The sequence below is a fragment of the Streptococcus sp. 27098_8_74 genome (assembly GCF_041431705.1).
Classification (GTDB): Bacteria; Bacillota; Bacilli; order Lactobacillales; family Streptococcaceae; genus Streptococcus; species Streptococcus salivarius_E.
This window is the reverse complement of the sequence record NZ_JAPVYF010000003.1, coordinates 20,994-46,445: the sequence shown is the minus strand read 5'-3', so window position 1 is coordinate 46,445 and position 25,452 is coordinate 20,994. Positions and strand designations below refer to the sequence as shown.

General features: G+C 39.1%; 25 protein-coding genes. 3 read left to right on the top strand and 22 right to left on the bottom strand.

Annotated elements, in window-relative coordinates; genetic code table 11:
* Window positions 1-8: 8 nt before the first annotated feature.
* The 11 genes from O3670_RS01710 to O3670_RS01660 all read right to left on the bottom strand — a co-directional run bounded on the left by O3670_RS01710 (window position 9) and on the right by O3670_RS01660 (window position 11,384).
* Entirely contained in the window at window positions 9-1,916 is a 1,908-nt protein-coding gene (locus tag O3670_RS01710; protein WP_371595731.1) for a CAP domain-containing protein, read from the bottom strand.
* A 256-nt stretch (window positions 1,917-2,172) separates the two neighbouring features.
* Window positions 2,173-2,664 (bottom strand): preQ(1) synthase, encoded by a 492-nt coding sequence (queF, locus tag O3670_RS01705; protein WP_037611386.1) that lies wholly within the window; start codon window positions 2,662-2,664, stop codon window positions 2,173-2,175.
* A gap of 122 nt (window positions 2,665-2,786) precedes the next feature.
* Window positions 2,787-3,503, bottom strand: coding sequence for a 7-carboxy-7-deazaguanine synthase QueE (gene queE / locus O3670_RS01700; RefSeq protein WP_004182409.1), 717 nt, complete (start codon window positions 3,501-3,503; stop codon window positions 2,787-2,789).
* Complete coding sequence (queD, locus tag O3670_RS01695; protein WP_037611387.1) at window positions 3,496-3,939, bottom strand: 6-carboxytetrahydropterin synthase QueD; 444 nt, start codon at window positions 3,937-3,939, stop codon at window positions 3,496-3,498. Before queD ends, queE begins: the two co-directional genes overlap by 8 nt.
* Window positions 3,939-4,592 (bottom strand): 7-cyano-7-deazaguanine synthase QueC, encoded by a 654-nt coding sequence (gene queC / locus O3670_RS01690; RefSeq protein WP_037611388.1) that lies wholly within the window; start codon window positions 4,590-4,592, stop codon window positions 3,939-3,941. The genes queD and queC overlap by 1 nt, the downstream gene beginning before the upstream one ends.
* Before the next feature lie 173 nt (window positions 4,593-4,765).
* On the bottom strand, window positions 4,766-5,146 hold the full coding sequence (locus O3670_RS01685; RefSeq protein WP_002891112.1) for a RidA family protein: 381 nt from the start codon (window positions 5,144-5,146) through the stop codon (window positions 4,766-4,768).
* A 108-nt stretch (window positions 5,147-5,254) separates the two neighbouring features.
* Window positions 5,255-5,662, bottom strand: coding sequence for a hypothetical protein (locus O3670_RS01680; protein ID WP_022496685.1), 408 nt, complete (start codon window positions 5,660-5,662; stop codon window positions 5,255-5,257).
* 26 nt (window positions 5,663-5,688) lie between these two features.
* Window positions 5,689-7,035: an asparagine--tRNA ligase gene (asnS, locus tag O3670_RS01675; protein ID WP_002891115.1), complete on the bottom strand. Its 1,347-nt coding sequence runs from the start codon at window positions 7,033-7,035 to the stop codon at window positions 5,689-5,691.
* Between the two features lie 36 nt (window positions 7,036-7,071).
* Window positions 7,072-8,253 carry a pyridoxal phosphate-dependent aminotransferase gene (locus O3670_RS01670; RefSeq protein WP_371595730.1) on the bottom strand — a complete coding sequence of 394 codons (1,182 nt, stop codon included), beginning with the start codon at window positions 8,251-8,253 and terminating at the stop codon, window positions 7,072-7,074.
* A 4-nt stretch (window positions 8,254-8,257) separates the two neighbouring features.
* Window positions 8,258-8,740: a cell wall elongation regulator TseB-like domain-containing protein gene (locus O3670_RS01665; RefSeq protein WP_073950996.1), complete on the bottom strand. Its 483-nt coding sequence runs from the start codon at window positions 8,738-8,740 to the stop codon at window positions 8,258-8,260.
* A 157-nt stretch (window positions 8,741-8,897) separates the two neighbouring features.
* Window positions 8,898-11,384: a bifunctional DnaQ family exonuclease/ATP-dependent helicase gene (locus O3670_RS01660; protein ID WP_073687006.1), complete on the bottom strand. Its 2,487-nt coding sequence runs from the start codon at window positions 11,382-11,384 to the stop codon at window positions 8,898-8,900.
* A 95-nt stretch (window positions 11,385-11,479) separates the two neighbouring features.
* On the opposite strand from O3670_RS01660, the gene O3670_RS01655 reads away from it, so the two are divergent.
* The gene (locus O3670_RS01655; protein ID WP_022496688.1) at window positions 11,480-12,115 is read left to right on the top strand and encodes an MBL fold metallo-hydrolase; all 636 of its coding nucleotides are present in this window, start codon (window positions 11,480-11,482) and stop codon (window positions 12,113-12,115) included.
* Between the two features lie 92 nt (window positions 12,116-12,207).
* On the opposite strand, the gene O3670_RS01650 is transcribed toward O3670_RS01655, so the two are convergent.
* The 8 genes from O3670_RS01650 to O3670_RS01615 form a co-directional block, all read right to left on the bottom strand.
* Entirely contained in the window at window positions 12,208-13,164 is a 957-nt protein-coding gene (locus tag O3670_RS01650) for an ABC transporter permease (RefSeq protein WP_073687007.1), read from the bottom strand.
* Window position 13,165: 1 nt separating this feature from the next.
* Window positions 13,166-14,233, bottom strand: a complete 1,068-nt coding sequence (locus O3670_RS01645; protein ID WP_004182077.1) for an ABC transporter permease — start codon at window positions 14,231-14,233, stop codon at window positions 13,166-13,168.
* The gene (locus O3670_RS01640) at window positions 14,226-15,764 is read right to left on the bottom strand and encodes an ABC transporter ATP-binding protein (RefSeq protein ID WP_004182049.1); all 1,539 of its coding nucleotides are present in this window, start codon (window positions 15,762-15,764) and stop codon (window positions 14,226-14,228) included. The genes O3670_RS01645 and O3670_RS01640 overlap by 8 nt, the downstream gene beginning before the upstream one ends.
* A 98-nt stretch (window positions 15,765-15,862) precedes the next feature.
* Window positions 15,863-16,927 carry a BMP family lipoprotein gene (locus O3670_RS01635; RefSeq protein WP_277619134.1) on the bottom strand — a complete coding sequence of 355 codons (1,065 nt, stop codon included), beginning with the start codon at window positions 16,925-16,927 and terminating at the stop codon, window positions 15,863-15,865.
* A gap of 67 nt (window positions 16,928-16,994) precedes the next feature.
* Window positions 16,995-17,393: a cytidine deaminase gene (locus O3670_RS01630; protein WP_021144038.1), complete on the bottom strand. Its 399-nt coding sequence runs from the start codon at window positions 17,391-17,393 to the stop codon at window positions 16,995-16,997.
* Window positions 17,380-18,042: a deoxyribose-phosphate aldolase gene (gene deoC / locus O3670_RS01625; RefSeq protein WP_021144037.1), complete on the bottom strand. Its 663-nt coding sequence runs from the start codon at window positions 18,040-18,042 to the stop codon at window positions 17,380-17,382. The genes O3670_RS01630 and deoC overlap by 14 nt, the downstream gene beginning before the upstream one ends.
* A gap of 33 nt (window positions 18,043-18,075) precedes the next feature.
* Window positions 18,076-19,353, bottom strand: a complete 1,278-nt coding sequence (locus O3670_RS01620) for a pyrimidine-nucleoside phosphorylase (protein ID WP_371595729.1) — start codon at window positions 19,351-19,353, stop codon at window positions 18,076-18,078.
* A complete protein-coding gene (locus tag O3670_RS01615; RefSeq protein WP_014633038.1) occupies window positions 19,350-19,940 on the bottom strand; it encodes a class I SAM-dependent methyltransferase in 591 nt (196 codons plus the stop codon). The genes O3670_RS01620 and O3670_RS01615 overlap by 4 nt, the downstream gene beginning before the upstream one ends.
* Before the next feature lie 112 nt (window positions 19,941-20,052).
* Between O3670_RS01615 and coaA the strand changes: the two genes are divergently transcribed.
* Together coaA and rpsT are read left to right on the top strand one after the other, a co-directional pair.
* Window positions 20,053-20,973: a type I pantothenate kinase gene (gene coaA / locus O3670_RS01610; protein WP_059749264.1), complete on the top strand. Its 921-nt coding sequence runs from the start codon at window positions 20,053-20,055 to the stop codon at window positions 20,971-20,973.
* A 69-nt stretch (window positions 20,974-21,042) separates the two neighbouring features.
* Window positions 21,043-21,279, top strand: a complete 237-nt coding sequence (gene rpsT / locus O3670_RS01605; RefSeq protein ID WP_004182129.1) for a 30S ribosomal protein S20 — start codon at window positions 21,043-21,045, stop codon at window positions 21,277-21,279.
* A gap of 77 nt (window positions 21,280-21,356) precedes the next feature.
* Here rpsT and O3670_RS01600 read toward each other — a convergent pair whose 3' ends face one another.
* The 3 genes from O3670_RS01600 to O3670_RS01590 form a co-directional block, all read right to left on the bottom strand.
* Complete coding sequence (locus O3670_RS01600) at window positions 21,357-22,772, bottom strand: sensor histidine kinase (protein WP_037620265.1); 1,416 nt, start codon at window positions 22,770-22,772, stop codon at window positions 21,357-21,359.
* Window positions 22,762-23,436, bottom strand: coding sequence for a response regulator transcription factor (locus O3670_RS01595; protein ID WP_021144033.1), 675 nt, complete (start codon window positions 23,434-23,436; stop codon window positions 22,762-22,764). Before O3670_RS01595 ends, O3670_RS01600 begins: the two co-directional genes overlap by 11 nt.
* 197 nt (window positions 23,437-23,633) lie before the next feature.
* Window positions 23,634-25,304: a formate--tetrahydrofolate ligase gene (locus O3670_RS01590; RefSeq protein WP_048675542.1), complete on the bottom strand. Its 1,671-nt coding sequence runs from the start codon at window positions 25,302-25,304 to the stop codon at window positions 23,634-23,636.
* Between the last annotated feature and the right edge of the window lie 148 nt (window positions 25,305-25,452).

The window sequence follows — 25,452 nt, the reverse complement described above, 5'->3', positions numbered from 1 at the left end:
ACATCTTCTTATTGGTAATTCAAAGTCCAGTAGTAAGTACCATCACCTGCGACAACACAAGCCACTGCAGCTTGAGTAGCATCTGGACTCATGAGAAGTTCACGAATACCACTGCTCAACCATTTATTTGCAACAACTGAACCATCAGATTCACGACGGTAAACAATACCGTCACTGTTGTAAGTATGTGAAATATCTTTGGCATGTGGAAGAGTTGTGCTATTGTAAAGATCATCAGACCATGTAAGCGCTGGTAAACCGGCAGCTGTACGTTGAGCATTGATTTCATTAAAGGCAGCCTTAGCTGAATCAACTTCAACATAATCAGAATTTTCAGTTGGTTCTACATGATAAACAAATTTAACATAACCAAATTCAACATCACTATATTTTTTGTCGTCAACACCGCTCTTGAGATTAGCTGTAATCACATAGTCACGTGCCCAAGCACTGCCCTTAGAAGCGTTGAAGTTGTCAACATCTTCAATTTCCCAAGTTACATTACAATCCCAGCCAGCATTGTCTATGAATTTTGGAGCAAGATTATTAATGACATAGTCTTTGAATTCATCCACATTTTGGAATGGAAGAGCTTCTCCCGCTTTACCAGTACCAACTACATTTTCAGAATACAACTTAACACTTGATGCGTTGTCATCGTACATGTATTCGTCGTTTCCTGCTGGTTTATGGAAATCTGGATCAAGCTCAGGGTCATCATTGGCAGTACCATTGTAGAGTTTCCACTTACCATCAACCCATTTGTAATAACCATCGATACCACGCGCATTTTCCTCATCAGTCATTGCGACACGGTAGTAATACGTACCGTTGTCATCTACAAATCGTGGGTCTGAGTGCATGCGATAATCTGTTGGTGGCAATGTTGGTTTTGGCAACTTATCATAGTCAATGTTTGTTTCAGGCGCATATGGTGGTTTTTCAAGTTCAGGAGCTTCAGAACTTGTTTCTGATGTTGAACCTGTCTCTGAAGTTGCTGTTGAAGAAGATTCAGAAGTTACAGTCGAACTTGAGTTACCAGTTGAAGCTACTTCTGAACTTGCAGACGAAGTTGAATCTACAGTTGACGCTGCTTCTGAACTTGCAGACGAAGTTGAATCTACAGTTGAAGCTACTTCTGAACTTGCAGACGAAGTTGAATCTACAGTTGACGCTGCTTCTGAACTTGCAGACGAAGTTGAGTCAACAGTTGAAGCTACTTCTGAGCTTGCAGACGAAGTTGAATCAACTGTTGATGGTGCTTCTGAAGTTGCTGATGACGTTGAATCTACAGTTGAAGTTGTTGGAGCTTCAGAATCTGTGCTTGAAGCCTTAACAAGCACCCACTTACCATTTGAATAATAGTAATAATCGCCATTATCTTTCAAATAATAGTGAGTACCATTTTCATAACGGTAGTGAGGGTCATTTCTCAAAACCTCATAACCTGTCGTTGGTGTATTGTTAGAACCACTATTGTTGTTATTATAGTCACCACCACGAACCCAACGACCGTTATAGTTAACATAGTAGCTACCATCACTCAAAATGTAGTACAAATAACCATTGCTATAGCGGTAAGTACCTGATTCGTTGTAGTTGTTGTAACCAGGATTATAGTTGTTATAGCCATAATTATAGTTATAATTATAGCCATAGTTATAGTTTGGATAGTAATTATTGTAACCGTAGTTATAGCCATAATTGTAAGTATAGCCTGGATAATAGCCATTGTAGCCGTAGTTATAACCATAGTTTGGATAATAGTTGTTATACCATGAGTTATAACTATAGTTATTAGAATAACCACGTCCATAATAACTATCGGCCTGTGCATGATTGTTGCCAACTACCGTTGGTGCTAAAATAGCTGCCCCTAGGACAGCACATGAAAATAATCGTAAACTCTTTCTCATTGTCTTTTCCCCTTTTAAAAAAATATACCTTTTATAAGCAATCGCTTACATTTCCATTTACACTTTAATTGTAAGAAATAAAACTTCTATTGTCAAATTATTTTAATAATAGAAGTTTCTCAGACTAAACCAATAGAAGACTAACAAAGACCTAACTTTCTTTGTGAAAAACGGTTAGGCGGACCTCTTTTAGGGCTTAAAGGCAAGTGTTTAAACAAAAAAGCCCTCTATTTGTATAAGGACTTTTAGCGTAACATTAACGATTATCAATATTTTCTGGGTAAAGATCGTGATTAAAGAGACGTTGCTCGGCCATCTTCTCATACTTTGTTTCAGGACGACCGTAATTATAATAAGGGTCAATCGAAATACCACCACGAGGTGTAAATTTACCCCAAACTTCTAAGTAACGAGGGTTCAAAAGTTTCACTAAATCTTTACCAATGGTATTAATACAGTTTTCATGGAAGTCTCCGTGATTACGGTAACTAAAGAGATAAAGCTTTAGAGATTTAGACTCAACGCAGAGCTGGTCTGGAATATAAGAAATATAAATACTTGCAAAATCAGGTTGCCCAGTAATAGGACAAAGTGATGTAAATTCTGGACAGTTGAATTTGATAAAGTAATCATTATCAGTATGACGATTATCAAAAGACTCCAAGACTTGTGGAGAGTATTCAAAAATATAAGGTGTCTCCTTATTACCAAGGAGAGTGAGGTTTTTCATTTCTTCTTGTTGTGACATTTTTCTTCCTTTGTTGTTAATTTTTCTAGACCTTTATATGGTCAATTTTTAATCTAAATTTCTAATGTTAATCATTAAAAAAGTAAAAATACTATCAATTCTAAGCTTATAGAATGTGAAGATTAGACACCGCGCTCATTATCGTAGAGTAGGGTATGAAGCTGAGGGAGAACACGCACATTTCCCCACGAGTCATCAGCAGCTACTGTCTCCCAGAGCTCTTTGAGGCGATCTAATTGATGTTGGACAATATTACCTTCTGCTTTCGGTTCAGGATTACCAGCCGAAAGAAACATGACATCTGGCTGATAACGTTCCTGAATCATTTTAGCAAAGGCTAAATCATCATCGTCAAAAACAGGAACTTTGAAGGTAACTTTATCAGGATCAAGTTGTGAAACAATAAAGTCAAGGGTTTCCATATTGACTTCCATCTTGGATGATGGTGGTTTAGGACTTAAGGTTACTTGATCAATATCCTTGAGCCACTCCTGCCAGCGAGAACCCTGAGTTTCAACGGCCAAAGTCACTCCTCTAGCCTTGAGTTTTGAAACGAGTTCAGCCATATTTGCCGCTAAAAGAGCTGGGTTTCCTCCAGACAGAGTAACATAGTCATAAGTTCCTAGCGCATCTAAAGCCTCAATAACTTCATCAGCTGTCATACGTGTTGGCTTCTCTGACCCATCCCAAGTAAAGGCAGAATCACACCAATCACAATGGTAATCACATCCTGCTGTCCTTACAAACATGGTCTTTTGACCGATAGCTCGGCCTTCCCCTTGAAAAGTCGGTCCGAAAATTTCAAGCACTGGCAGTTTGAGTACACGTTCTCTAGTCATCCAACCACTCCCGTCTAAACTCTGCGAAGGCTGTTGGTGTTTCATAAAGACGCACATATTCCAAACGAAGTCCTCTCTCCTCTGGCAGATGTTGACTCGTCGTCTGGAAAATCCAGAAAACCATATTTTCCGCAGTTGTATTCATATAAGGCAGAGTCTCATTGAGATAACGGTGATCTAACTGAGGTTCCAAATGATCCTTATAAATGCGCTTAAGGTCACCAAAATCGTAGGTCATGCCACGCTCATCCAAGTAGCCACTAACTGCAATTTGAAGATGATAGGTATGGCCATGAAGTGACTTGCATTTTCCTTCGTAATTAAAGAGATGGTGGGCAGCATCAAAAGTAAACTCTTTAGAAACCATTGTACGGTGAGGATTATAAACCAAGGACTCACCTGTTTCTTTCTTGATTTCTTTCGGTGCAAAGAACATTAAGCTTCTCCTCTTTCTGCTAGATATTTTTCAAGACCTTTTTGACGCAAGTGACAGGCAGGGCATTCCCCGCAACCAGTTCCAATAATACCGTTATAGCAAGTTAGCGTTTTTTCACGAACATAGTCAAAAGCTCCAAGTTGGTCAGCCAAAGCCCAAGTCTCAGCCTTATCTAACCACATGAGAGGGGTTTGGATAACAAAATCATAGGCCATGGCAAGATTAAGTGTGACATTAAGCGATTTGACAAAAACATCACGACAGTCTGGATAACCAGAAAAGTCTGTCTCACAAACACCCGTAACAATATCAGTAATACCACGTTGCTTAGCTAGAATAGCTGCAAAAGAAAGGAAAAGATGATTACGCCCGTCCACAAAGGTATTAGGAACTTCACCTTCTTCTGCCTCAATCTCAATATCAGATGTTAACGCATTTTCAGTGATTTGACCAAGCAAAGACATATCCAAAACATGGTGTTTAAGCCCTTGCTCTTGCGCAATCTCTTTAGCTACTTCAATTTCCAAGCTATGACGTTGGCCATAAGCAAAAGTAACTAATTCAACTGTTTCATAATGTTTAAGAGCCCAAAATAGGCAAGTAGTAGAATCTTGACCGCCACTAAAGACGACCAAAGCTGATTGACGTTTCATAATATTCCTCTTTATTCGTGATGTCTGAGACACATAAAAAGGCCCCTTGGGGGAGCCAAAAAACGCCAGTAATGGTTTTTTTTAGCGATGGTGTCTCCCAAACATCGAAAATGATTTATCCTTAATAGTCTATCATAGTTGAGAAAAAAAGAAAAGAGCCAAGGCTCTCTTCATTAATCAATCTCAGCGATAACTTCGATTTCAATTTTAACATCTTTTGGCAAACGTGCCACTTCTACCGCAGAACGTGCAGGGAAATCAGATGTAAAGGCAGTTGCATACACTTCATTAAATGGAACGAAATCGTTAATGTCACTTAGGAAGCAAGTTGTTTTAACAACGTGATCAAAGTCTGTACCTGCTTCTGCCAAAATAGCACCAACATTTTTAAGAACTTGTTCTGTTTGTTCTTGAATTGTTTCACCAATGATTTCACCTGTTTCTGGTGACAATGGCACTTGACCAGAAGCAAACAAAAGATTGCCTACGATTTTACCTTGAACATAAGGTCCGATTGCTGCTGGTGCTTTATCAGTATGAATAGTTTTTGCCATGATAGTTCTCCTTTGACTAATATGTTGCTATTATAACAAAATATTCTGAAAATTGAAACATATAATTCCAAAAAGAAAAGAATCAGCGCTAGGCTAATTCTTCTCCTACTATTTCAGATACTTTTTGACATAGCTATAATAGTCTGGTTTGTCTTTTTTATTAAGTGCAAAGAGCATTTGACCCTTAATGGGTTCTTTCTCATCATTTGGTTGTAGAAAAAGAGCAACCTCTTTGGATTTAGTTGGGAAAAATAATGTATAAGACGTTTCTTTTCCCTGATCTTTTACTTTTAGCGAATAATAGGTAAAGTCATCTTTAGACTTGGGACCATCCACTGTATAGTTATAATCCTGCTCACCAATCTTGACCTTATCTTTCTTGAAGACAATCGTATAATCCTTCTTTAAGGCATCTTGTGCCTGCCATTCACCCTCTAGTGAGGGAGCAGACTTGCTGCAAGCTACCATTGAAACCATACAAAGCAAGACCAACAGACCAAGTAACCATCTTTTCATACTTTTGCACTCCTAAAGAATTTTTCTTATGGTTTGATACGGTGCAACATACGTGGGAATGGAATAGCTTCACGGATGTGTTTTGTTCCAGCTACGAAAGTAACCATACGTTCAATACCGATACCAAAACCACCGTGTGGTACTGAACCATATTTACGAAGGTCAAGGTAGAATTCGTATTCTGAACGATCCATTCCGAGTTCATCCATTTTAGCTACAAGAGCATCGTAGTCATCTTCACGCATTGAACCACCGATGATTTCACCATAACCTTCTGGAGCCAAAAGGTCTGCACAAAGAACGCGCTCAGGATTACCAGGAACTGGTTTCATGTAGAAGGCCTTGAAGCTTGCTGGATAATTAACAACGAATGTTGGAACACCAAAATAGTTTGAAATCCAAGTTTCGTGTGGTGAACCAAAGTCATCTCCATGTTCGAGGTGCTCGTAATCAGTATCTTCATCATTTTCATGTGCTTGAAGAAGATCGATAGCTTCATCATATGACACGCGCTTGAATGGCTCAGCAATGTATTTCTTAAGAAGATCTACATCACGTTCAAGGATTTCAAGAGCTTGTGGCGCACGATCAATAACACCTTGAATAAGAGCTTTAACATAAGCTTCTTGCAAATCAAGTGACTCATCATGTGACAAGAATGAATACTCAGCATCCATCATCCAGAACTCAGTCAAGTGACGACGAGTTTTAGATTTTTCGGCACGGAAAACAGGACCAAAGTCAAAGACACGACCAAGAGCCATGGCACCAGCTTCAAGGTAAAGCTGGCCAGATTGGCTTAGGTAAGCAGGTGTACCAAAGTAATCCGTTTCAAACAATTCTGTTGAATCTTCAGCTGCATTTCCTGACAAAATTGGACTATCAAATTTGATGAAACCATTTTTATCAAAGAATTCGTAAGTTGCGTAAATAATCGCATTACGAATTTGTTGGACAGCCATTTGTTTACGTGAACGCAACCAAAGGTGACGATTATCCATCAAGAAGTCAGTTCCGTGTTCTTTTGGTGTGATTGGATAATCATGTGATTCACCGATGACTTCTACTGCTGTCACATCCAACTCGTAACCAAATTTTGAACGTTCGTCTTCTTTGACCACACCAGTCACATAAACTGATGTTTCTTGGCTAAGGCGTTTAACAGTATCAAATTTTTCAGTACCTTCTTCTTCACCGTATTTTTCGATGAAGTTAGGTTTGAAAGCTACCGCTTGGAAGAAGGCAGTTCCATCACGCAATTGAAGAAAGGCCAATTTCCCTTTACCTGATTTGTTAGCTACCCATGCACCGATAGTGATTTCTTCGCCCACGTGTTTAGGCACATCAATAATTGAAACTAATTGTTTAGACATGTAATTACTTCTCTTTTCTTTTGATCTATATTAATTCTATTTTTCCATAAAGGCTTTGATTCGGCGGACTGCTTCTTTCAAAGTATCCAAGTCTGTTGCATAGCTAAGTCGAATATTTTCAGGCGCGCCGAATCCTGCACCTGTTACCAAAGCGACTTCAGCCTCCTCAAGAATAGCGTTTGTAAAATCATTAACATTTGTGTAGCCTTTGATTTCCATCGCTTTTTTAACATTAGGGAAGAGGTAAAAGGCACCTTGAGGTTTGATGACTTCAAAGCCAGGCACTTCAGCTAGGAGTGGATAAATCGTATTCAAACGTTCCTCAAAGGCCTGACGCATTTCTTCGATAGAAGATTGATCACCTGTTAAGCCTTCAATAGCAGCATATTGAGAAACTGCTGTAAGATTTGATGTCGTTTGACTGATAATCTTAGCCATACCTGAAATAATTTCTGGATCTCCGACAGCAAAACCAACACGCCAACCTGTCATAGCATAGGTCTTGGAAACACCATTAATCACAATTGTTTGCTTACGAATGGCATCTGAAAGACTTGAAATTGGAGTAAAGGTATTGCCATTATAGACCAAACGGCCATAGATATCATCTGCTAAAATCAAAATATCGTGCTCAACCGCCCAGTCACCGATTGCTTGCAATTCTTCCTTGCTGTAAATCATTCCTGTTGGATTTGATGGAGAATTAAGCAAAACAACTTTTGTTTTTTCAGTACGAGCAGCTTCAAGTTGTTCAACTGTTGCTTTAAAGTGATTAGCTTCAGTCGTTTGGAAAGTGACCGGAACACCTTCAACCATTTTAACTTGGTCTACGTAAGAAACCCAGCAAGGTGTTGGAATAATGACTTCATCACCAGGATTAATAACCGTAGCAAAGAAAGCATATAAGATAAACTTCGCACCAGTGCCGACAACAACCTCATTAGGTTTCACAGCATAGCCATAGAAATTTTGCATGTAGGTGCTAATCGCATCCTTGAGTTCTGGAAGTCCAGAAGCCACGGTATAAAAACTTGCTTTACCATTTTCGATAGAGGCAATGGCCGCATCTTGAATGTTCTTAGGTGTTACAAAATCTGGTTCACCAAGTGTCAAACTCAAGATATCACGTCCTTGAGCTTTAAGAGCTTTAGCACGCGCACTGGCAGCTAAAGTAACACTTTCTTCCATTTGTAATACACGATTTGATAATTTTGTCATTTCATTATAGTCCTTCCACTTTAATAACCTGACCTGAGATAAAATCAACCAGATAATACTGGGTTCCTGACTTCACTTCCCAAATAGGAGTTTTGCCATATTTCCCTAGGTGGACATAGGATATCTCCTTAGCACCATAGGCTTTAGCAGCTTTCTTAGCCACTGACTTACTAATGCCATCAGCTTGCTTGTAGATATCAACCTCACCTGAATCATGACTCACGATAACAGCTAGTTTCTCACCTTGACCAGACTTTCCAAGAAGTCCGTAATAGGTAGACTCACCATGGTAGATATCAAATTCAGTAACAGTCCTTATGTCTGCTTTGCTCTCTGCTATGGCAATAACCTTCTTTTCAGCGTCTACGTAAGGCTTAGTCGCTACAATAAGAATAGCAGTCACAGAGGCAATTAAGGTCACAACGATTACAATTATTCCAAAAATGAGCTGTTGCTTTTTTGTCCAAGGTGAACGTTGTTTACGCATAATGCCTCCTAAAAAAGTTTCTGAATTTATTATATCAGAAAATGATAAATCTTTACATAGCAATATAGCTAGTATTGAGCAATTAAGTCTATCTTTTTTATAACTCAGTAAAATTCATAAAGCCTGAGTAATCTTAGAAAAGGTTTGTTTTAAAAAGTTAACTTTCTTTTTCTAAGAAATCCTTAATATCCTCTTTGACTTGCTCAAACTTAGCATACTTAAGCGCCACTTCTTGTGTGACTTCTTTTAGAAATAGTTTTCCATAGCTCTTAACGAGTGGGCGATTATCCATAAGAAGAATAGCTGAACGCTGTTCTGGGCGTCTTTGGGCACGTCCGATAGCTTGTTTGAAACGTAAAACCGTCATTGGAAGACTGTAACTCTCAAAGGTACTCTTTCCTTGCTTAGAAAACCAAGATTCAATCTTTTGATAGAAAGGATCCTTAGGATTGTCAAACGGCAGACGTGCAATAACCTCAATTACCCTATCTTGTTGAGCAAAGTCAACACCTTCCCAGAATGACCCCATACCAAGAAGGAGATTGGTCTCACCTCTATCAAAACGTTTTTTGACATTAAAAGCTGTCCCATTTTTCTCTTGAGTTAGGTGACGAACTTCCCTATGATCCAATAAATCCGAAACAGCCATCATACTCTTTCGAGACGTGAATAGTACTAAAATTGGATATTCCATTTCAGATAGCTTCTGGAGACGCTTTGCAAGAGCAACTTCATACTCCTCCTCAGAAGAAACTCCAATCATAGGCATGCTTTGATCAATCCAAATAGCTTGATTGGGTAAAGTGTCCATTGGAAGGCTAACCTTACGTACCTGTTTTAAGCCCAACAAACCAGCCACATCAACATCAGGTCCTACATCAATAGTTGCTGAAACAATTATCACTTTTTGAGCACTTGGTAGATAAGCTGAAAGTTCTAAGAGTTCTTGACGTGACGCCTTTAAATAAGTCACACGATGTTCCTGATAATAGTCTGTTTCAAGCCAAAAATGGCTGTAAAGGGGTGTCTTCAGTGGAGACAACATCTCCATCAAATCACTTTCACCTTCCAGTTCAGAAATGGTTTGTAGCAAACGATCTAATTGCTGGCGATTATACTGCTTCTGAGGAAATTGTTGGTGTTCTTGGATTAGATGGCTAACTTCAAACTGCAAATTTTCGAGCAAGCGTTGTTGAAGTAAGGTTTGATTACCACTATCAAGAATACGATGGATATGTTGCAAAAGCACTGTAAGATTGACTTGATGACGTGAAAATTGTTCCAAAGCCAGAACCATCTTTTGTCCCTCATCAATCACAAGATTTTTTCCTCGAACAAAATCATGATCATCTTCCATACGCGTCAAAAGATAAGCATGATTGGTCACAACTACCCTAGCTTCTTGGGCTTTTTGGTAGGACTGTTGCCAAAAATCATATTCAGCAAAAAGACTATCCACCTTTAACTTACCATCGTGCTTAATCTCATCAAAATAGGCCATATAGCGCTGTTTTTGTCTGATTTCATCGAGATCCCCTGTCTTCGTTTCAGTCAACCAAACTAAGAGTTGCATTTTGTAACGATTAATCAAACGGTTACTGTCCTGACGAAGTAAGGTCTGGTAAAAGGCATCTAACTTGATATAATTCTGAGGTCCTTTGAGACTATGGAAGTTAATATTAAAGACATCCGATAAGGCTTTGGCTTCCTGATTCATAATCTGATTTTGAAGGAGCTTGGTCGGAACAGCCACCACCACTTTATCTACATCAGACTGTGCCAACAAGGGAAGCAAATAGCCATAGGTTTTCCCGATTCCAGTCTGAGCCTGAATCATGGAAATATCAGTATTATCAAGCTCCCTTCTTACTGCCTCAGCAAACTCTCTTTGTTTAGGTCTTGATTCCAAATCTAAGAGAGCAATATTGGTATCAAAATCTTGAGACAGTTTTCGTTCTGCCTTATAAGTCAAAGGTCTACGAAGAACAATTCCAGATTCTTCAAGCGTGACATATTCTTTTGATAGACCTAAATTTTGACCTCTTATAGCATCACGAATAACCAACTCAGTTTCAAAAAGAAGATTATCTGAAAAGGTCAAAAGCATCTCAATTGTCTGTCTAGGTAAGCTAGCAATCTTATCCATCAAATGAAACAAAAGCTGTCCGGTCGCTCTCGCATCTTCAATAGCGGTATGGGCCTGAGCTAGGTCAAGATTAAGAACCTTGGATAAATGAGATAGCTTATATTGTTCTAGCGTCGGATAAAAAACCTGAGCCAATTCGACAGTATCCACACGAGGAGCCCTTAGTTCGAAGCCCTCCATGAAAAGTGCCTCTGCAAGCAAATTGGCGTCAAATTTAACATTATGGGCAACAAAAATACAGTCCTCAATCAGTTCAAAAATGGTTCTAGCAATTTCCGAGAAATCTGGGGCTTGAGCCAACTGCTGATCGGTAATCCCTGTTAAATGAATAATGTGATCATCTAGTTCTTGGTGTGGGTTAACATCACTCGCAAATTCGTCAATCACCTGACCATTTTGCATGATGACAATTCCCACCTGTATAATACTAGCCGTTGACGAAGCGGAGGTTGCTTCCAAGTCAACAATGGCATATTTATTCGTGTTTTTTTCACTCATAGTGACCTTATTATAGCATATCCAAAGCCCCAAAAAAAGACAAAGCCATCATTCTGATATTGGAAAAAGCCTGAAATTCGTGCTACACTAGAGCTATGAAAATAAGACGAATTTTAAATCCTGTTGCTCAGGAAAATACCTATATTTTAGAAAACGATACAGCCTGTCTAGTCATTGATCCAGGAAGTGATACTTCTGCTATCTTAGCTGAGCTTAAAGCAAGTGATAAACCTGTTGCTGCTATCCTCTTGACACATACACACTACGATCACATTATGAGTGTTGAGGCAGTCCGTCAAGCTTATAATTACCCTCCTGTTTATGTTGCAGAGGCTGAAAAAGACTGGTTGATGAATCCTATTGATAATTTATCGGGACTTCCACGTCATGACGATATGGAAGACGTTATTGTCAATCCAGCAGAATACTACTTCGATTTCACTCAGGACTATAACATCGAGGATTTCCAGTTTAAAGTTGTTCCAACCCCAGGACATTCTATCGGAGGCATTTCTTTAATTTTCGATGAAGAAGAAATCGTCTTTTCTGGTGATGCCCTCTTTAAAGAAACAATTGGACGCTGGGACCTCCCAACAGGAAACCACGATCAGTTACTCACTAGTATTCGAGAGCAACTCTTCACCCTTCCTAACCACTACAAGGTATTCCCCGGACACGGTTGGGACACTACTATAGGCCACGAAAAAAACTTTAACCCACATTTTTCATAAAAATAAAAGCTCAGCAAACTATAAAGCTGGGCTTTTTACATGCATAAAAAAGAAGGTCTAAAGACCTTCTTACTTGAAATACTAGATTGTATTTATTTAGATTTGATATAGTTAACACCATCAGCTTTTGGTGCTACTGCTTTACCAAAGAATGCAGCCAAGACAATAATTGTCAAGACATATGGTGCAATTTGCAAGTAGACGTTTGGTACATGTGAAATAAGCGGAAGTTGTTTCCCGATAATTGCCAATGATTGTGACAAACCGAAGAATAAACTTGAGAGCATAGCTCCAACTGGATTCCAACGACCAAAAATCATAGCAGCCAAGGCGATGAAACCAGGACCTGCAATCGTCGTAATAGCAAAGTTGTTAGAGATGGATTGAGCATAAACTGCACCACCAACACCACCAAGGAATCCTGAAATCATGACACCATAGTAGCGCATACGGTAAACATTAATACCAAGTGTATCCGCTGCCTGTGGGTGCTCACCTACTGAGCGAAGACGCAAACCAAAGCGAGTCTTGAAGATAACCCACCAAGACACAACTGAAACCAAAATCGCTACATATGCAATCAAGGAAACGTTCGTAAAGAAGACTTTACCCAAGACTGGAATGTGGCTCAAAATTGGAAATGATACAGTTTTAAAGTTATGGCTAATAGCTGGTGTTTGGCCGGCACCAAAGATAACACGTGTCAGAAAGACTGCTAAAGATGGAGCAATCAAGTTCAATACCGTACCAGAGACAACATGATCCGCACGGAAATTAATGGTCGCAACCGCGTGGAGCAATGAGTAAACAAGACCAATAAGACCTGCTACAATTGCGGTAATCCAAGGAGTTGCATCACCAAAACTATCTGCAAAATTCAAGTTAAAGAGAACACCTGCGAAGGCTCCAATAACCATGATTCCCTCAAGACCGACATTTACGATACCGCCTCGTTCAGAGAAAGTACCACCGATACTTGTGAAAATCAATGGTGCTGAGTATTTCAGCATAGAGGCAACAATCAAGGCTAAAATTGTAATGAAGTCCATATTAGTTTTGTCCTCCTTTAGCTTTCACTGACTTTTGACGAGGGCGAACCCAATATCTAATAATATAGTTAGCACCGACAAAGAAGATAATCAAAGCAGATACAACGTCGATAACTTCAGGAGGCACACCAATCATACCACTCTTACCTACAGACAAGACACCATAAAGAAGGGCAGCAAACGGAATACCAATAGGTGAATTAGTAGCCAAAAGAGCAACCGCCATACCGTTCCAACCAATTGCCAATGAAGAGTTTTGAACAAAGGCATTTTGGAAGGTACCAAGTCCTTCTACTGTTCCTCCAAGTCCACAAAGGGCACCTGAAATAATCATAGACATGATAATAACACGTTTTGATGACATCCCTGCATATTCAGATGCATGAGGGTTAAGACCTACAGATGTAATTTCAAAACCAGTTGTTGTTTTCTTGAGCATGAACCAAACAAGGAAAACTGCTGCAAGAGCAAGGAAGAAACCAATATTAAAACGTGAGCCACCGGTTAGAGAGGATAAGAATTCTGTTTGATAGCTTGCAGAGGCTGCGACCTTATTAGATGCTTCTGATGAACGTAACATGTCGGCTGTAAAACCAAATCGAACAATATTGTTTGCTACATACAAAATGATGTAGTTCATCATGATGGTAACAATGACCTCACTAGTTCCCAAGTAAGCACGAAGAATACCCGGAATTGCACCAGCGATACCACCAGCTACTAGACCGATGATTACTGTACAGAAAACTGAAACTACTTTTGGTAATTCTGGAAATGATAATGCAAACCATACAGCCGAAGTCCAACCTGCTAAAGCCTGACCAGGCAAACCAACGTTAAAGAAACCAGCTTTAGATGCTACAGAAAATCCGAGTGCGATAAGAATCAAGGGACTCATGGCACGAAGAATTTCACCAATATTTTTCAAAGAACCGAAGGCTGTACTGAAGAGATCATAGTAAGCCCAGAATGGATCGTAACCAAAGATTAACATCAATACAGCCCCGATCAACATTCCCAAGAGGACAGCAATCAAAGGAACTGCCCAATTTTGTGTTTTCTTAGACATTTGCTTCCTCCTTATTCAATTGTCCACCAGCCATTAGGATACCAAGATCTTGCTTATTCGTTTCAGCAGGATCTAGGATACCTTGAATTGCACCATCGTAGATAACTGCAATTCTGTCTGACATATCAAGAATTTCATCCAATTCAAAGCTGACTACAATAACAGCCTTACCTTTATCACGCTCTGCGATAATACGTTTACGAATGTATTCAATGGCACCTACGTCAAGACCACGAGTTGGTTGACTGACAATAAGAAGCTCTGGGTCACGGTCAATTTCACGGGCGATAACAGCTTTTTGTTGGTTACCACCAGACAAGTCACCACCAGCAATCAACTCTCCAGCACCACGAACGTCAAATTCTTCCATCAATTCTCGAGCTTTAGCATTGATAACATTATAGTTCAAGATACCATTTTTCGAATTTGGCTCCTTGTAGTAGGTTTGAAGGGCAATATTTTCAGCTACTGTCATTTCAAGAACCATACCGTCACGGTGACGGTCTTCAGGAATATGACCAACACTCATCTCTGTAATCTGACGAGTTGTCTTATGAATAATAGATTCACCCTTGATAGTAATGTCACCAGACTTAACTTTACGTAGTCCAGTAATCGCTTGAACAAGCTCTGTTTGACCGTTACCATCAATACCGGCAATACCGATGATTTCACCCGCACGAACATCTAAAGATAAGTTCTTAACGGCAGGAACACCACGGTTCTCATTAACCACCAAATCTTTAATAGAAAGAACAACTTCTTTTGGATTTGAAGGAATTTTTTCTGTTTTAAAGGAGACATGACGACCAACCATCATTTCAGCCAAGTCAGCATTTGTTGATCCTTCAATTGTCACTGTATCAATTGATTTACCACGACGGATAACTGTGACACGGTCAGAAACCGCACGAATCTCATCCAATTTATGGGTGATAAGGATAATTGACTTGCCTTCTTTGACCAAGGTTTTCATGATGTTTAGAAGTTCAGTAATTTCAGACGGAGTCAATACCGCAGTCGGTTCATCGAAAATCAAAATATCAGCACCACGATACAGAGTCTTAAGGATTTCAACACGCTGTTGAGCACCAACAGAAATATCTGCCACCTTAGCTGTTGGATCTACCGCAAGACCATATCTTTCAGAGAGCTCAGTAATTTCCTTAATAGCCTTCTTCATATCAAGGACACCACCAGCTTTGGTTACCTCACTACCCAGGATGATATTCTCAGCAACTGTAAAAGCTTCAACCAACATAAAGTGTTGGTGAACCATCCCAATCCCCAATTTCGTTGCTTTCGAAGGTGAATCAATCGTCACCTCTTGTCCATTAACCTTAATAATCCCGCTTGTTGGCTGTAAAAGACCTGCAAGCATGTTCATTAAGGTTGACTTACCAGCACCATTTTCACCGAGGAGGGCATGAATTTCTCCTGGTCTCACATCAAGATTGATATGATCATTTGCCACAAATTCACCAAATTTTTTGGTAATATCGTGCATCTCAATGACATTTGGCTTCGTCATACAATCTCCTTTCAAGAATTATTTTTATATCAGCAAAGGGAAATATAAACTGCTTCCCTTTGCTGAGACAAAAATTGTCCCAGTTTAGATATTATGGATTATTTGCTAAGACCATCAGTTGGTTTCAATTCACCATTCTTGATTTGTTCTTTAGCTTTTTCTACTGCATCCTTGATATCAGAAGGAAGCTTAGATGTTACGATGTCAACACCACCATCTTTGATACCATAAGTCTTAGTAGAACCACCTTCAAATTTATCGCCTTTAAGTTGTCCGTTAGCGATATCTTTAACAACTGTACCAACTTTTTTGATTGTTGAAGTCAAAACAAAGTTAGATTTTTTCTTGTCTGAAGATGTATAGTTACCTTCTGCATTTTGGTCACGGTCAACACCGATTACCCAAACTTTCTTATCGCTGTCAGCATCAAGTTTTTCGTTAACTTCTTTAGCTGCTGTGAAGACACCAGTACCAGTACCACCAGCTGCTTGATAGATTACGTCAACGCCTGAAGCGTACATAGTTGAAGCAATTGTTGTACCTTTAGCAGCGTCTGAGAATGATTCAGCATATTGAACTTGTACATCGATGTCTGGTTTTACAGATTTAGCACCTGCTGTGAAACCAGCTTCAAAACGTGTAATTGTATCTGATGTTTGACCACCAATGAAACCAACTTTATTTGTTTTTGATTGCATTGCTGCTGCGATACCTGCAAGGTAAGCACCTTCGTTATCAGCAAACAAAACGCTCTCAACATTCTTTTGGTCTTTGATGACATCATCAATGATTACGTAGTTAACATCTTCATGTTCCTTAGCAGCATCTGAAACAGCATCATGAAGGGCAAAACCAACACCAAAGATGAGGTTGTAACCTTGGCTTTGAGCAGCTGACATATTGTTTGCAAAGTCAGACTCTGAGTTTGATTGGAAGTAAGTAAAGCCAGAATCTTTTTTAAGTTTGTTAGCTTTACCCCACTCTTGGAGTCCTTCCCATGCTGATTGGTTAAATGATTTATCATCTACCCCACCAGTATCTGTAACGATAGCAGCTTTAACTTTAGAATCAGCTGATGATCCACCGCGTCCGCCACGAGCACATGCTGCAAGACCAAGTGCTGCTACGGCAACAAGGCCAAGACCGATAATTTTCTTGTTCAATTTCATCTTGAACACTCCTCCTATAACTTGCAAGAAAACTTGCTTAATAAAGAATAAAACAACTAGACTATTGTAAGTCTGTAAAAGAGTATGGTAACAACTCTCCGACTGTCATCTCGACTGTCGATTTATCTTCAGCGATAAGAATCACTTTAGAATCGGATTTAAAAAACTCAGCCATCACTTGGCGACATGCACCGCATGGTGATATAGGCTCTTTGGTATCACCGTAAACAGCGAGACACTCAAAATCACGGTGTCCTTCAGATACCGCTTTAAAAATAGCCGTTCTTTCTGCACAATTGGTCAATCCAAAAGAGGCATTTTCTATATTGCAGCCTTGAAAGATTTCTCCATTTTTTGTAATCAAAGCCGCACCAACTCTAAACTTAGAGTAGGGAACATAGGCATTTTCTGCTGCCAATCGAGCTGCTTCTATCACTTTCTCTTTGTTAGTAACTGTCATGGCTTTCTTGACCTTTCATAATGGCCACTCCTGACGAAGTACCAATACGGGTTGCACCAGCTTTGATAAAGGCTTTAGCCGCCTCAAGTGTACGTGCTCCACCAGATGCCTTGACTCCCATAATAGGACCAACAGCTTCTCGCATAAGTTCAATATCTTCAATGGTAGCACCACCAGTAGAAAACCCTGTAGATGTCTTCACAAAATCTGCACCTGCCAGTTTTGCTAATTGGCAAGCTTCGACCTTTTCTTCATCAGTCAATAGACAAGTTTCAATAATAACCTTCACAAGTTTTCTTCCACTAGCTTCAACAACAGCTTTAATATCGTCTTCAACTAATTTAAGATTTCTAGATTTAAGAGCACCGATATTGATTACCATATCAATTTCATCCGCCCCATTGGCAATAGCATCCTTGGCTTCAAAAGCCTTAACTGCAGAAGTCGATGCTCCCAAAGGAAAACCGATAACCGTACAAACTTTAACAGAACTATCTTTTAGCAATTCAGCTGCCGTTTTGACCCAAGTTGGATTAACACAGACGCTGGCAAACTCATACTTCTTAGCCTCATCAATTAAGGAAAGAATCTGTTCTTTATTAGCATCAGCTTTTAGTAAGGTATGGTCAATATAGCTATTAACATACATAAACAAACTCCTTGATTAGAATTAAATTAAGGGTTAGTGAATTATCTTTAATATTTCTGTCGTTTCTTTACATTCACTACCCATAATAACATTTTTTTCGAATTCAGTCAGCATTTTTTCAGATAAAATTTCTTGGCTATAGACCTTGGCAATAAGGTCTCCCTGAGTCACAGAATCGCCAACTTTCTTTTCAAATACAATTCCTGTTTCATAATTAAGACTATCTGACTTCGTAGCTCGACCTGCTCCTAATTGCATAGCAAATTTTCCAAATGCCATTGCAGGTAACTCTTTAATGTAACCTGTTTCATGAGCATGAATATCTGTCACGACAGGAGCACTGCTATGACGATAAAGATCAGTCAAATCACCACCTTGAGCTTGAATGAGTTCTTCAAACTTAGCAAGGGCTTTTCCACCCACTAAGTGCTGACGAATCTCTTCCTGACTAGCTTCAACCTGAGCCAAATCTAATAGAATCTCAGCCAACTCACAGATAAAGTCAGTGATATCTTCACGTCCCTTACCTTGCATAATTTCAATAGCCTCTGTGATTTCTAAACGGTTACCAATAGCCTTACCTAGTGGCTGGCTCATATCTGTAATAACTGCAATCGTTTCACGATTGACCTCATGACCTAGTGCAACCATGGTTTCAGACAACTTCTCAGCGTCAGACATATTTTTCATAAAAGCGCCTTGACCAACAGTAACATCCAGTAAAATCTTATCAGCGCCTGCTGCAATCTTTTTGGACATAACAGAGCTTGCGATTAGAGGAATGGAATCTACTGTTGCAGTGACATCACGCAAGGCATAAAGAAGTTTATCAGCCTTAACCAAATGCTCAGACTGACCAATAAGGGAAATCCCAATGTCTTTAACTTGCTGAATGAATTCTTCCTTACTACGCTCAACCTGATAGCCTTTGATAGACTCTAATTTGTCAATCGTTCCACCTGTGTGTCCGAGACCACGACCACTCATCTTAGCCACTGGAACACCAAAGCTAGCTACAAGCGGCATCAGAATGATGGTTACCTTATCACCAACGCCTCCGGTCGAATGTTTATCTACCTTAACACCTGGAATTTCTGACAAATCATATTGTTCACCTGAAGCAACCATATCAGTGGTCAAATCATGGATTTCACGAATAGACATACCTTGATAATAAATCGCCATCGCCAAAGCAGCTATCTGATAGTCTGGTATTTCCCCAGACACATAGCCATTAATGAGATATGAAATTTCCTCTGTGCTTAACTCGCCACCATCTCTTTTCTTTTCAATTAAATCAACTGTTCTCATAATTTCTCACTTCTAAGGATATAATATCCTTTAGCCTTTTTAACGACTTCAGCATTACCAAACACATCCTCCATCTTAGCCTTAGCTGACGGAGCACCTTGTTTTTTCTGAATAACAATAGTTAGGTTACCACCTTGATTGAGATAATCATATGCCTCCTCGATAACTTGATGAACCACCTTCTTGCCCGCACGGATAGGTGGATTAGAAATAATATAGTCAAAACTTCCAGTGACATTTTCATAGATATTTGATTGGAAGATAGTAGCTTCAACCTTATTTCGTTGAGCATTTTGTCTAGCTAAATCAATCGCCCTACTATTGATGTCAATCATAGTGACTTTAACTCCTTGGACCTTGGCTAAACTGATACCGAGAGGACCATAGCCACAACCCACATCTAAAAGCGTTTTGCCAGCTTCCAAATCTAATGCACTCAAAAGCACTTGACTCCCAAAATCAATCATTTTTTTAGAGAAAACCCCAGCATCTGTATAAAACTGAAAACTTTCTCCTAATAAATTAACCTTTAAATCATGAATATCATGAGCCGCATCTGGCGTCTCAGCATAATACATTTTTGACATTATTTTTTCCTTCTAGATAGTACTTTTTCTTTATCGTATCATAAATACTAAAGTAAGGCTAGTGAAATGACAAGGCTTACATTCGACCTTTTTTTCTGCTATAATGTTATTTATGCTAAATGAATTTATCAATTTCGAAACGATATCACGCAAGGAATGGCAACGCCTTCATAAAGAGGACAATGCCCCATTGACTTCAGAAGAACTGGATTCCATTCGCAGCCTTAATGATAAGATTGATGTGCAAGAAGTTAGTGACATTTATCTTCCCCTTATCAATCTCATTCGTATCTATCAGAAAACTGCCAACGATCTAACCTTTTCTAAGAGTATCTTTTTACAAAAATCACAGACTAACCGTCCATTTATTATTGGGGTATCTGGTTCAGTTGCTGTTGGCAAATCCACTACCAGTCGTTTGCTTCAACTCTTGTTGCAGCGTACCTTTCCCCAATCTAATGTTGAACTTGTGACAACTGATGGCTTTCTCTATCCTAACCAAACCTTGAAAGAAAAAGGCATCCTTAATCGTAAGGGCTTCCCTGAGTCCTACGATATGCCACTTCTTCTCAACTTTTTAGATACTATAAAAAATGGTGGTGATGTCAATATTCCTGTTTACTCTCATGAAATTTATGATATTGTACCAGGACTTACCCAAGAAATCAGACAGCCCAATTTTCTAATTGTCGAAGGGATTAATGTTTTCCAGAACCCTATTAACCAACGACTTTACATGAGTGACTATTTTGATTTTTCTCTCTACATTGACGCTGAAGTTAATAATATCGAATCCTGGTATCTCGAACGTTTTCAAACCCTTCTTGAGCTCGCCAAAAAAGATGAAAATAACTACTACCATCGTTTCACTAAATTTAGTAAGGATGAAGCTTTATCTTTAGCACAAAAAACCTGGCGTGATATCAATTTGGTTAACCTGGAAAATTATATCGAACCTACACGAAGTCGAGCTGAACTGATTCTTCACAAGGGAGACAATCATAAAATCGACTTCATCCACTTAAAAAAATAGAAAAAGCTTGCCAAGGGGCCTAAAATAACGTATAATGACATAGTTAGATAAATTTTGGAGGTGAAAACATTGGCAAATATTAAATCAGCTATCAAACGCGCTGAACTTAACGTTAAACAAAACGAAAAAAACTCAGCTCAAAAATCAGCTTTGCGTACTGCTATTAAAGCATTCAACGCTAACCCAACTGAAGAAGCTTACCGTGCTGCATCAGCTAGCATCGATAAAGCCGCTTCTAAAGGTTTGATTCATAAAAACAAAGCAAGCCGCGATAAATCACGTCTTGCAGCTAAATTGGCTAACTAATTGAAAGCTCCATTTAGGAGTTTTTTTATTACCCAAAAAACCTGCTAGCTTATCGCCTAGCAGGTTTTCTTTATTAATTAAACTCCAGTAATCTTAACTTCAAAAATCGTTCCCTTTGGTTGATTATCTTTAACAACAATTGTTCCTTTTAGGGCTAAAACAATTTGTTGCGCTAGGGATAAGCCAAGTCCAAACCCACCTTTTTGTCTGGTTCTAGCCTTATCTACGCGATAAAAGCGATCAAAGATTTTTTTCTTATCACTATCTGATATTCCAGGACCATTATCAGCTACAGAAATATAAAGATGGCGGTCATTAGTGCGAACAGTAAAGGTAACATGTCCATCATCTTCCGTATATTTAATAGCATTATCAAATAAGATGGTCATTAACTGTTTCAATAACGTTTTATCAGTCTGGATTGGACGACCAACTTGGTTTTGAGCCGTGAAACCTTTCTCATTTTCTTCTGCAATCATGGCATAGTTGGTAAAGACTGTATCAAAGAAAGCAGGTTCTAAGGTTTCGATTTCTGGTTTAATACCATCGTCACGACGAGCCAAGTTCAAAAGATTAGTCGTCAAAAGACGCATGTTGCGTACTTCATCAAGGCTTGAAGCAATATTCTCTGAATTATCTAGAATGGTGCTCTCAGGCTTGCGGAAAAGAACTTCTAATCTGTTTTGAATCACAGCAAGCGGTGTCCGTAACTCATGGCTAGCATTCTCAACAAAAGCCTTCTGCTTCTCCAAGCTTTCCTGGATAGGACGTCTTGACCACTTAGCCAAATACATACTAGCCGCAACAGATAAAAGCCAGAAGAAACTCATCATGATGACAATTAGCTTAACATAACGTTCAGTGGCTTCTTCCAATTGAGTTGTATTAATCGCAATAACAAGGTACTTAGCATCAGGATAGAGGCTATTATCTACTTTTTCAGTAATCAGACGGTACTTTTCCGTTTGATCGAAATAATTCTGAGCACTTCCCTTGCTGATAACATCAATGTTATTTTTGTCTATTGGTAAATTGGATAAGCTTGAAAATTTATCAACGACATTGAGGACTTTTCCACTCTTATCAAGTACCAAGACACTGGTATTTGCCGCAACTGATAAATCGTGAGGAGCATCTTCTATCTTTGATTTCTTCTTAGGCTCTTTCTTAGAGTCACTCGAGTCAGATGTTTCAGCTGTCGACTCATTAGTATCATAGGCTTGGTAAATGGTTGTCGTATTATTTTGATCTACCTCAGAAGTCAGAAAAAGTTCCCGTTTTAGCATTTCCATTTCTAAATAAGAATTGGTTTTAGTGGCTGCCATTTTCAGACTAGAGTCCACATTGGAATAAACGCCGTAACTCAGAATCTGTAAAATCATGACAGTCATGATAAGGAAAATACCAGAAAAAGTGGCAAAGAAATGAATGAACGACTTAAATCCGTCTGACTTGATTCTCCTAAAGAGATAATTGAAAAATTTAGTCAGCATTCTTCAAAATATACCCCACACTTCTCAAGGTTTGGAGATTGGCAGCAAAGTCTGTTCCTTTAAGTTTCTTACGAATTTTAGAAACATAAACCTCAACAACTGATACTGTGGTATCACTATCAAATCCCCAAAGACGGTCAAAAATTTGTGACTTAGGCAAAATCACGTTTTGATTTTGTAAGAAGTAAACTAATAAATCAAACTCTTTACCAAGAAGTTCTACTTCTTTATCCCCCACAAAGATTGAATTTGTAGCAAGATTGACACGAACATCACCAAAAGAAAGTGTGTTTTGGTCAAATTTACCAGATCGTTTCAAAAGTGCTTGAATACGCATCTTCAACTCTTCTAAATAGAAAGGTTTGGTTAGATAGTCGTCTGCACCCAGTTCAAAGCCATGACCCTTATCATCTAGACTTTCCTTAGCCGTCATGATAAGTACAGGAGTTGTTACACCTTTTTCACGTAATTCTCTAAGAACCGTGAAACCATCTTTTTCAGGTAACATAAGGTCTAAAAGAATCAAATCATAGACGCCACTTTCAGCTTCGTAGAGACCTTCATCTCCATCAAAGACTTGCATCACATCAGCAAAGTCATCTAAAAAATCAAAAACTGAGTTCGACAAACTCAAATCATCTTCTACTAGTAGTATTTTAATCATAGTTATCCCCCTTGTTAGGTGTCAAAGATACAAATAACACTTTGACTAAGTTTTATCATTATATCTAAAATAGACGTAATCATCTAGTGCTTTGATCTTCTTTTATTTAGATTTAGTCTACTAAACTTTCCTTAAGTTTTTCATAACTCAAACAAAAAACAGCACCAATAGGTACTGTTTTATATCGATATTTCTTCTTAGAACAAACCAACAGCTGTTCCGTCTTCAGCTACGTCCATCTTGAGGGCTGCTGGTGCTTTTGGAAGACCAGGCATTGTCATGACGTCACCTGTAAGAGCTACGATAAATCCAGCACCTGTTTTAGGAACAAATTCACGAATAGTGATATCAAAACCTTCTGGTGCTCCAAGTAAGAATTGGTTATCTGAGAAGCTATATTGTGTTTTGGCCATACATACTGGCAATTTATCCCAACCGAATTCTGCAAATTGTTTGAGTTGGTTCTTAGCTTTTTTCTCGAAGACAACTGATTTACCACCATAGATTTCAGTAACAATCTTAGTGATTTTTTCTTCCAAGCTATCATCATCAGAATAAAGACGTTTATAGTTGGCATTACCATTTTCAACAGCATCAACTACTGCGTTGGCAAGGTCAATACCACCATCAGCACCATTAGCCCAAACGCTAGCCAATTCAACAGGAACATCGATTTCTGCACAAAGTTCTTTAAGGGCTGCAATTTCAGCTTCAGTATCAGCAACAAATTCGTTAATAGCAACGACTGCTGGAAGACCAAATTTACGAACGTTTTCCACATGACGTTTCAAGTTTGCGAAGCCATCACGAACGGCCTGAACATTTTCTTCAGAGAGGTCAGTTTTGGCTACCCCACCGTGCATTTTGAGGGCACGAAGTGTCGCAACAATAACAACGGCATCAGGAGTTGTTGGGAGGTTTGGAGTCTTGATATCAAGGAATTTTTCAGCACCAAGGTCAGCACCGAAACCTGCTTCAGTAATCGTATAATCAGCCAAACGAAGAGCTGTAGCTGTAGCTAGAACTGAGTTACATCCGTGAGCGATATTGGCAAATGGACCACCGTGTACCAAGGCTGGTGTTCCATAAATTGTCTGTACCAAATTAGGTTTGATGGCATCTTTAAGAATAAGGGTAAGCGCACCTTCAATTTCAAGATCACGTACATAAACTGGTGTACGGTCATAACGGTAGGCAACTACAATATTAGCCAAACGTTCTTTAAGGTCATTAATATCAGTAGCCAAGCAAAGAATCGCCATGATTTCAGACGCAACAGTAATATCAAAACCATCTTCACGTGGAATACCATTAAGTGGTCCGCCAAGACCAACATTTACATGACGAAGTGCACGGTCATTAAGGTCAACCACACGTTTCCAAATGATACGACGTTGGTCAATGCCGAGAGCATTTCCTTGATGAATATGGTTGTCAAGAAGGGCTGACAAAGCATTATTTGCTGTAGTAATAGCGTGCATATCCCCTGTGAAGTGGAGGTTGATATCTTCCATCGGAAGCACTTGAGCGTAACCACCACCTGCAGCACCACCTTTGATTCCCATAACCGGACCAAGAGATGGTTCACGAAGGGCAATCATTGTTTTCTTACCAATTTTGTTAAGAGCGTCTGCAAGACCAATTGACATGGTTGATTTCCCTTCACCAGCTGGTGTTGGGTTGATAGCTGTCACCAAAATCAATTTTCCTGGCTTATTGTCTTTGACTGCATTGATTTTATCAAATGACAATTTTGCCTTATATTTTCCGTAGAGTTCCAAATCGTCAAAGCCGATTCCAACTTTTTCAACTACTTCTGTGATTGGTTTTAATTCTACACTTTGAGCAATTTCGATATCTGTTTTCATGAGACACTCCTCTATATTTTTCTAGAATCTATTATATCAGAGTTTGATAAAAAACGCATTATTTTTGGTTAATTACTTTTCAATGTTCGGTTTTTGTTTTGTTATAAATCGTTATAACTTTAATTTATAGGGGTACACCCCAAAAATA

Coding starts and splice junctions, on each gene's coding strand:
- O3670_RS01710 (WP_371595731.1), bottom strand. CDS start 1,916: ATGAGAAAGAGTTTACGATTATTTTCATGTGCTGTCCTAGGGGCAGCT.
- queF (WP_037611386.1), bottom strand. CDS start 2,664: ATGTCACAACAAGAAGAAATGAAAAACCTCACTCTCCTTGGTAATAAG.
- queE (WP_004182409.1), bottom strand. CDS start 3,503: ATGACTAGAGAACGTGTACTCAAACTGCCAGTGCTTGAAATTTTCGGA.
- queD (WP_037611387.1), bottom strand. CDS start 3,939: ATGTTCTTTGCACCGAAAGAAATCAAGAAAGAAACAGGTGAGTCCTTG.
- queC (WP_037611388.1), bottom strand. CDS start 4,592: ATGAAACGTCAATCAGCTTTGGTCGTCTTTAGTGGCGGTCAAGATTCT.
- O3670_RS01685 (WP_002891112.1), bottom strand. CDS start 5,146: ATGGCAAAAACTATTCATACTGATAAAGCACCAGCAGCAATCGGACCT.
- O3670_RS01680 (WP_022496685.1), bottom strand. CDS start 5,662: ATGAAAAGATGGTTACTTGGTCTGTTGGTCTTGCTTTGTATGGTTTCA.
- asnS (WP_002891115.1), bottom strand. CDS start 7,035: ATGTCTAAACAATTAGTTTCAATTATTGATGTGCCTAAACACGTGGGC.
- O3670_RS01670 (WP_371595730.1), bottom strand. CDS start 8,253: ATGACAAAATTATCAAATCGTGTATTACAAATGGAAGAAAGTGTTACT.
- O3670_RS01665 (WP_073950996.1), bottom strand. CDS start 8,740: ATGCGTAAACAACGTTCACCTTGGACAAAAAAGCAACAGCTCATTTTT.
- O3670_RS01660 (WP_073687006.1), bottom strand. CDS start 11,384: ATGAGTGAAAAAAACACGAATAAATATGCCATTGTTGACTTGGAAGCA.
- O3670_RS01655 (WP_022496688.1), top strand. CDS start 11,480: ATGAAAATAAGACGAATTTTAAATCCTGTTGCTCAGGAAAATACCTAT.
- O3670_RS01650 (WP_073687007.1), bottom strand. CDS start 13,164: ATGGACTTCATTACAATTTTAGCCTTGATTGTTGCCTCTATGCTGAAA.
- O3670_RS01645 (WP_004182077.1), bottom strand. CDS start 14,233: ATGTCTAAGAAAACACAAAATTGGGCAGTTCCTTTGATTGCTGTCCTC.
- O3670_RS01640 (WP_004182049.1), bottom strand. CDS start 15,764: ATGACGAAGCCAAATGTCATTGAGATGCACGATATTACCAAAAAATTT.
- O3670_RS01630 (WP_021144038.1), bottom strand. CDS start 17,393: ATGACAGTTACTAACAAAGAGAAAGTGATAGAAGCAGCTCGATTGGCA.
- deoC (WP_021144037.1), bottom strand. CDS start 18,042: ATGTATGTTAATAGCTATATTGACCATACCTTACTAAAAGCTGATGCT.
- O3670_RS01620 (WP_371595729.1), bottom strand. CDS start 19,353: ATGAGAACAGTTGATTTAATTGAAAAGAAAAGAGATGGTGGCGAGTTA.
- O3670_RS01615 (WP_014633038.1), bottom strand. CDS start 19,940: ATGTCAAAAATGTATTATGCTGAGACGCCAGATGCGGCTCATGATATT.
- coaA (WP_059749264.1), top strand. CDS start 20,053: ATGCTAAATGAATTTATCAATTTCGAAACGATATCACGCAAGGAATGG.
- O3670_RS01600 (WP_037620265.1), bottom strand. CDS start 22,772: ATGCTGACTAAATTTTTCAATTATCTCTTTAGGAGAATCAAGTCAGAC.
- O3670_RS01595 (WP_021144033.1), bottom strand. CDS start 23,436: ATGATTAAAATACTACTAGTAGAAGATGATTTGAGTTTGTCGAACTCA.
- O3670_RS01590 (WP_048675542.1), bottom strand. CDS start 25,304: ATGAAAACAGATATCGAAATTGCTCAAAGTGTAGAATTAAAACCAATC.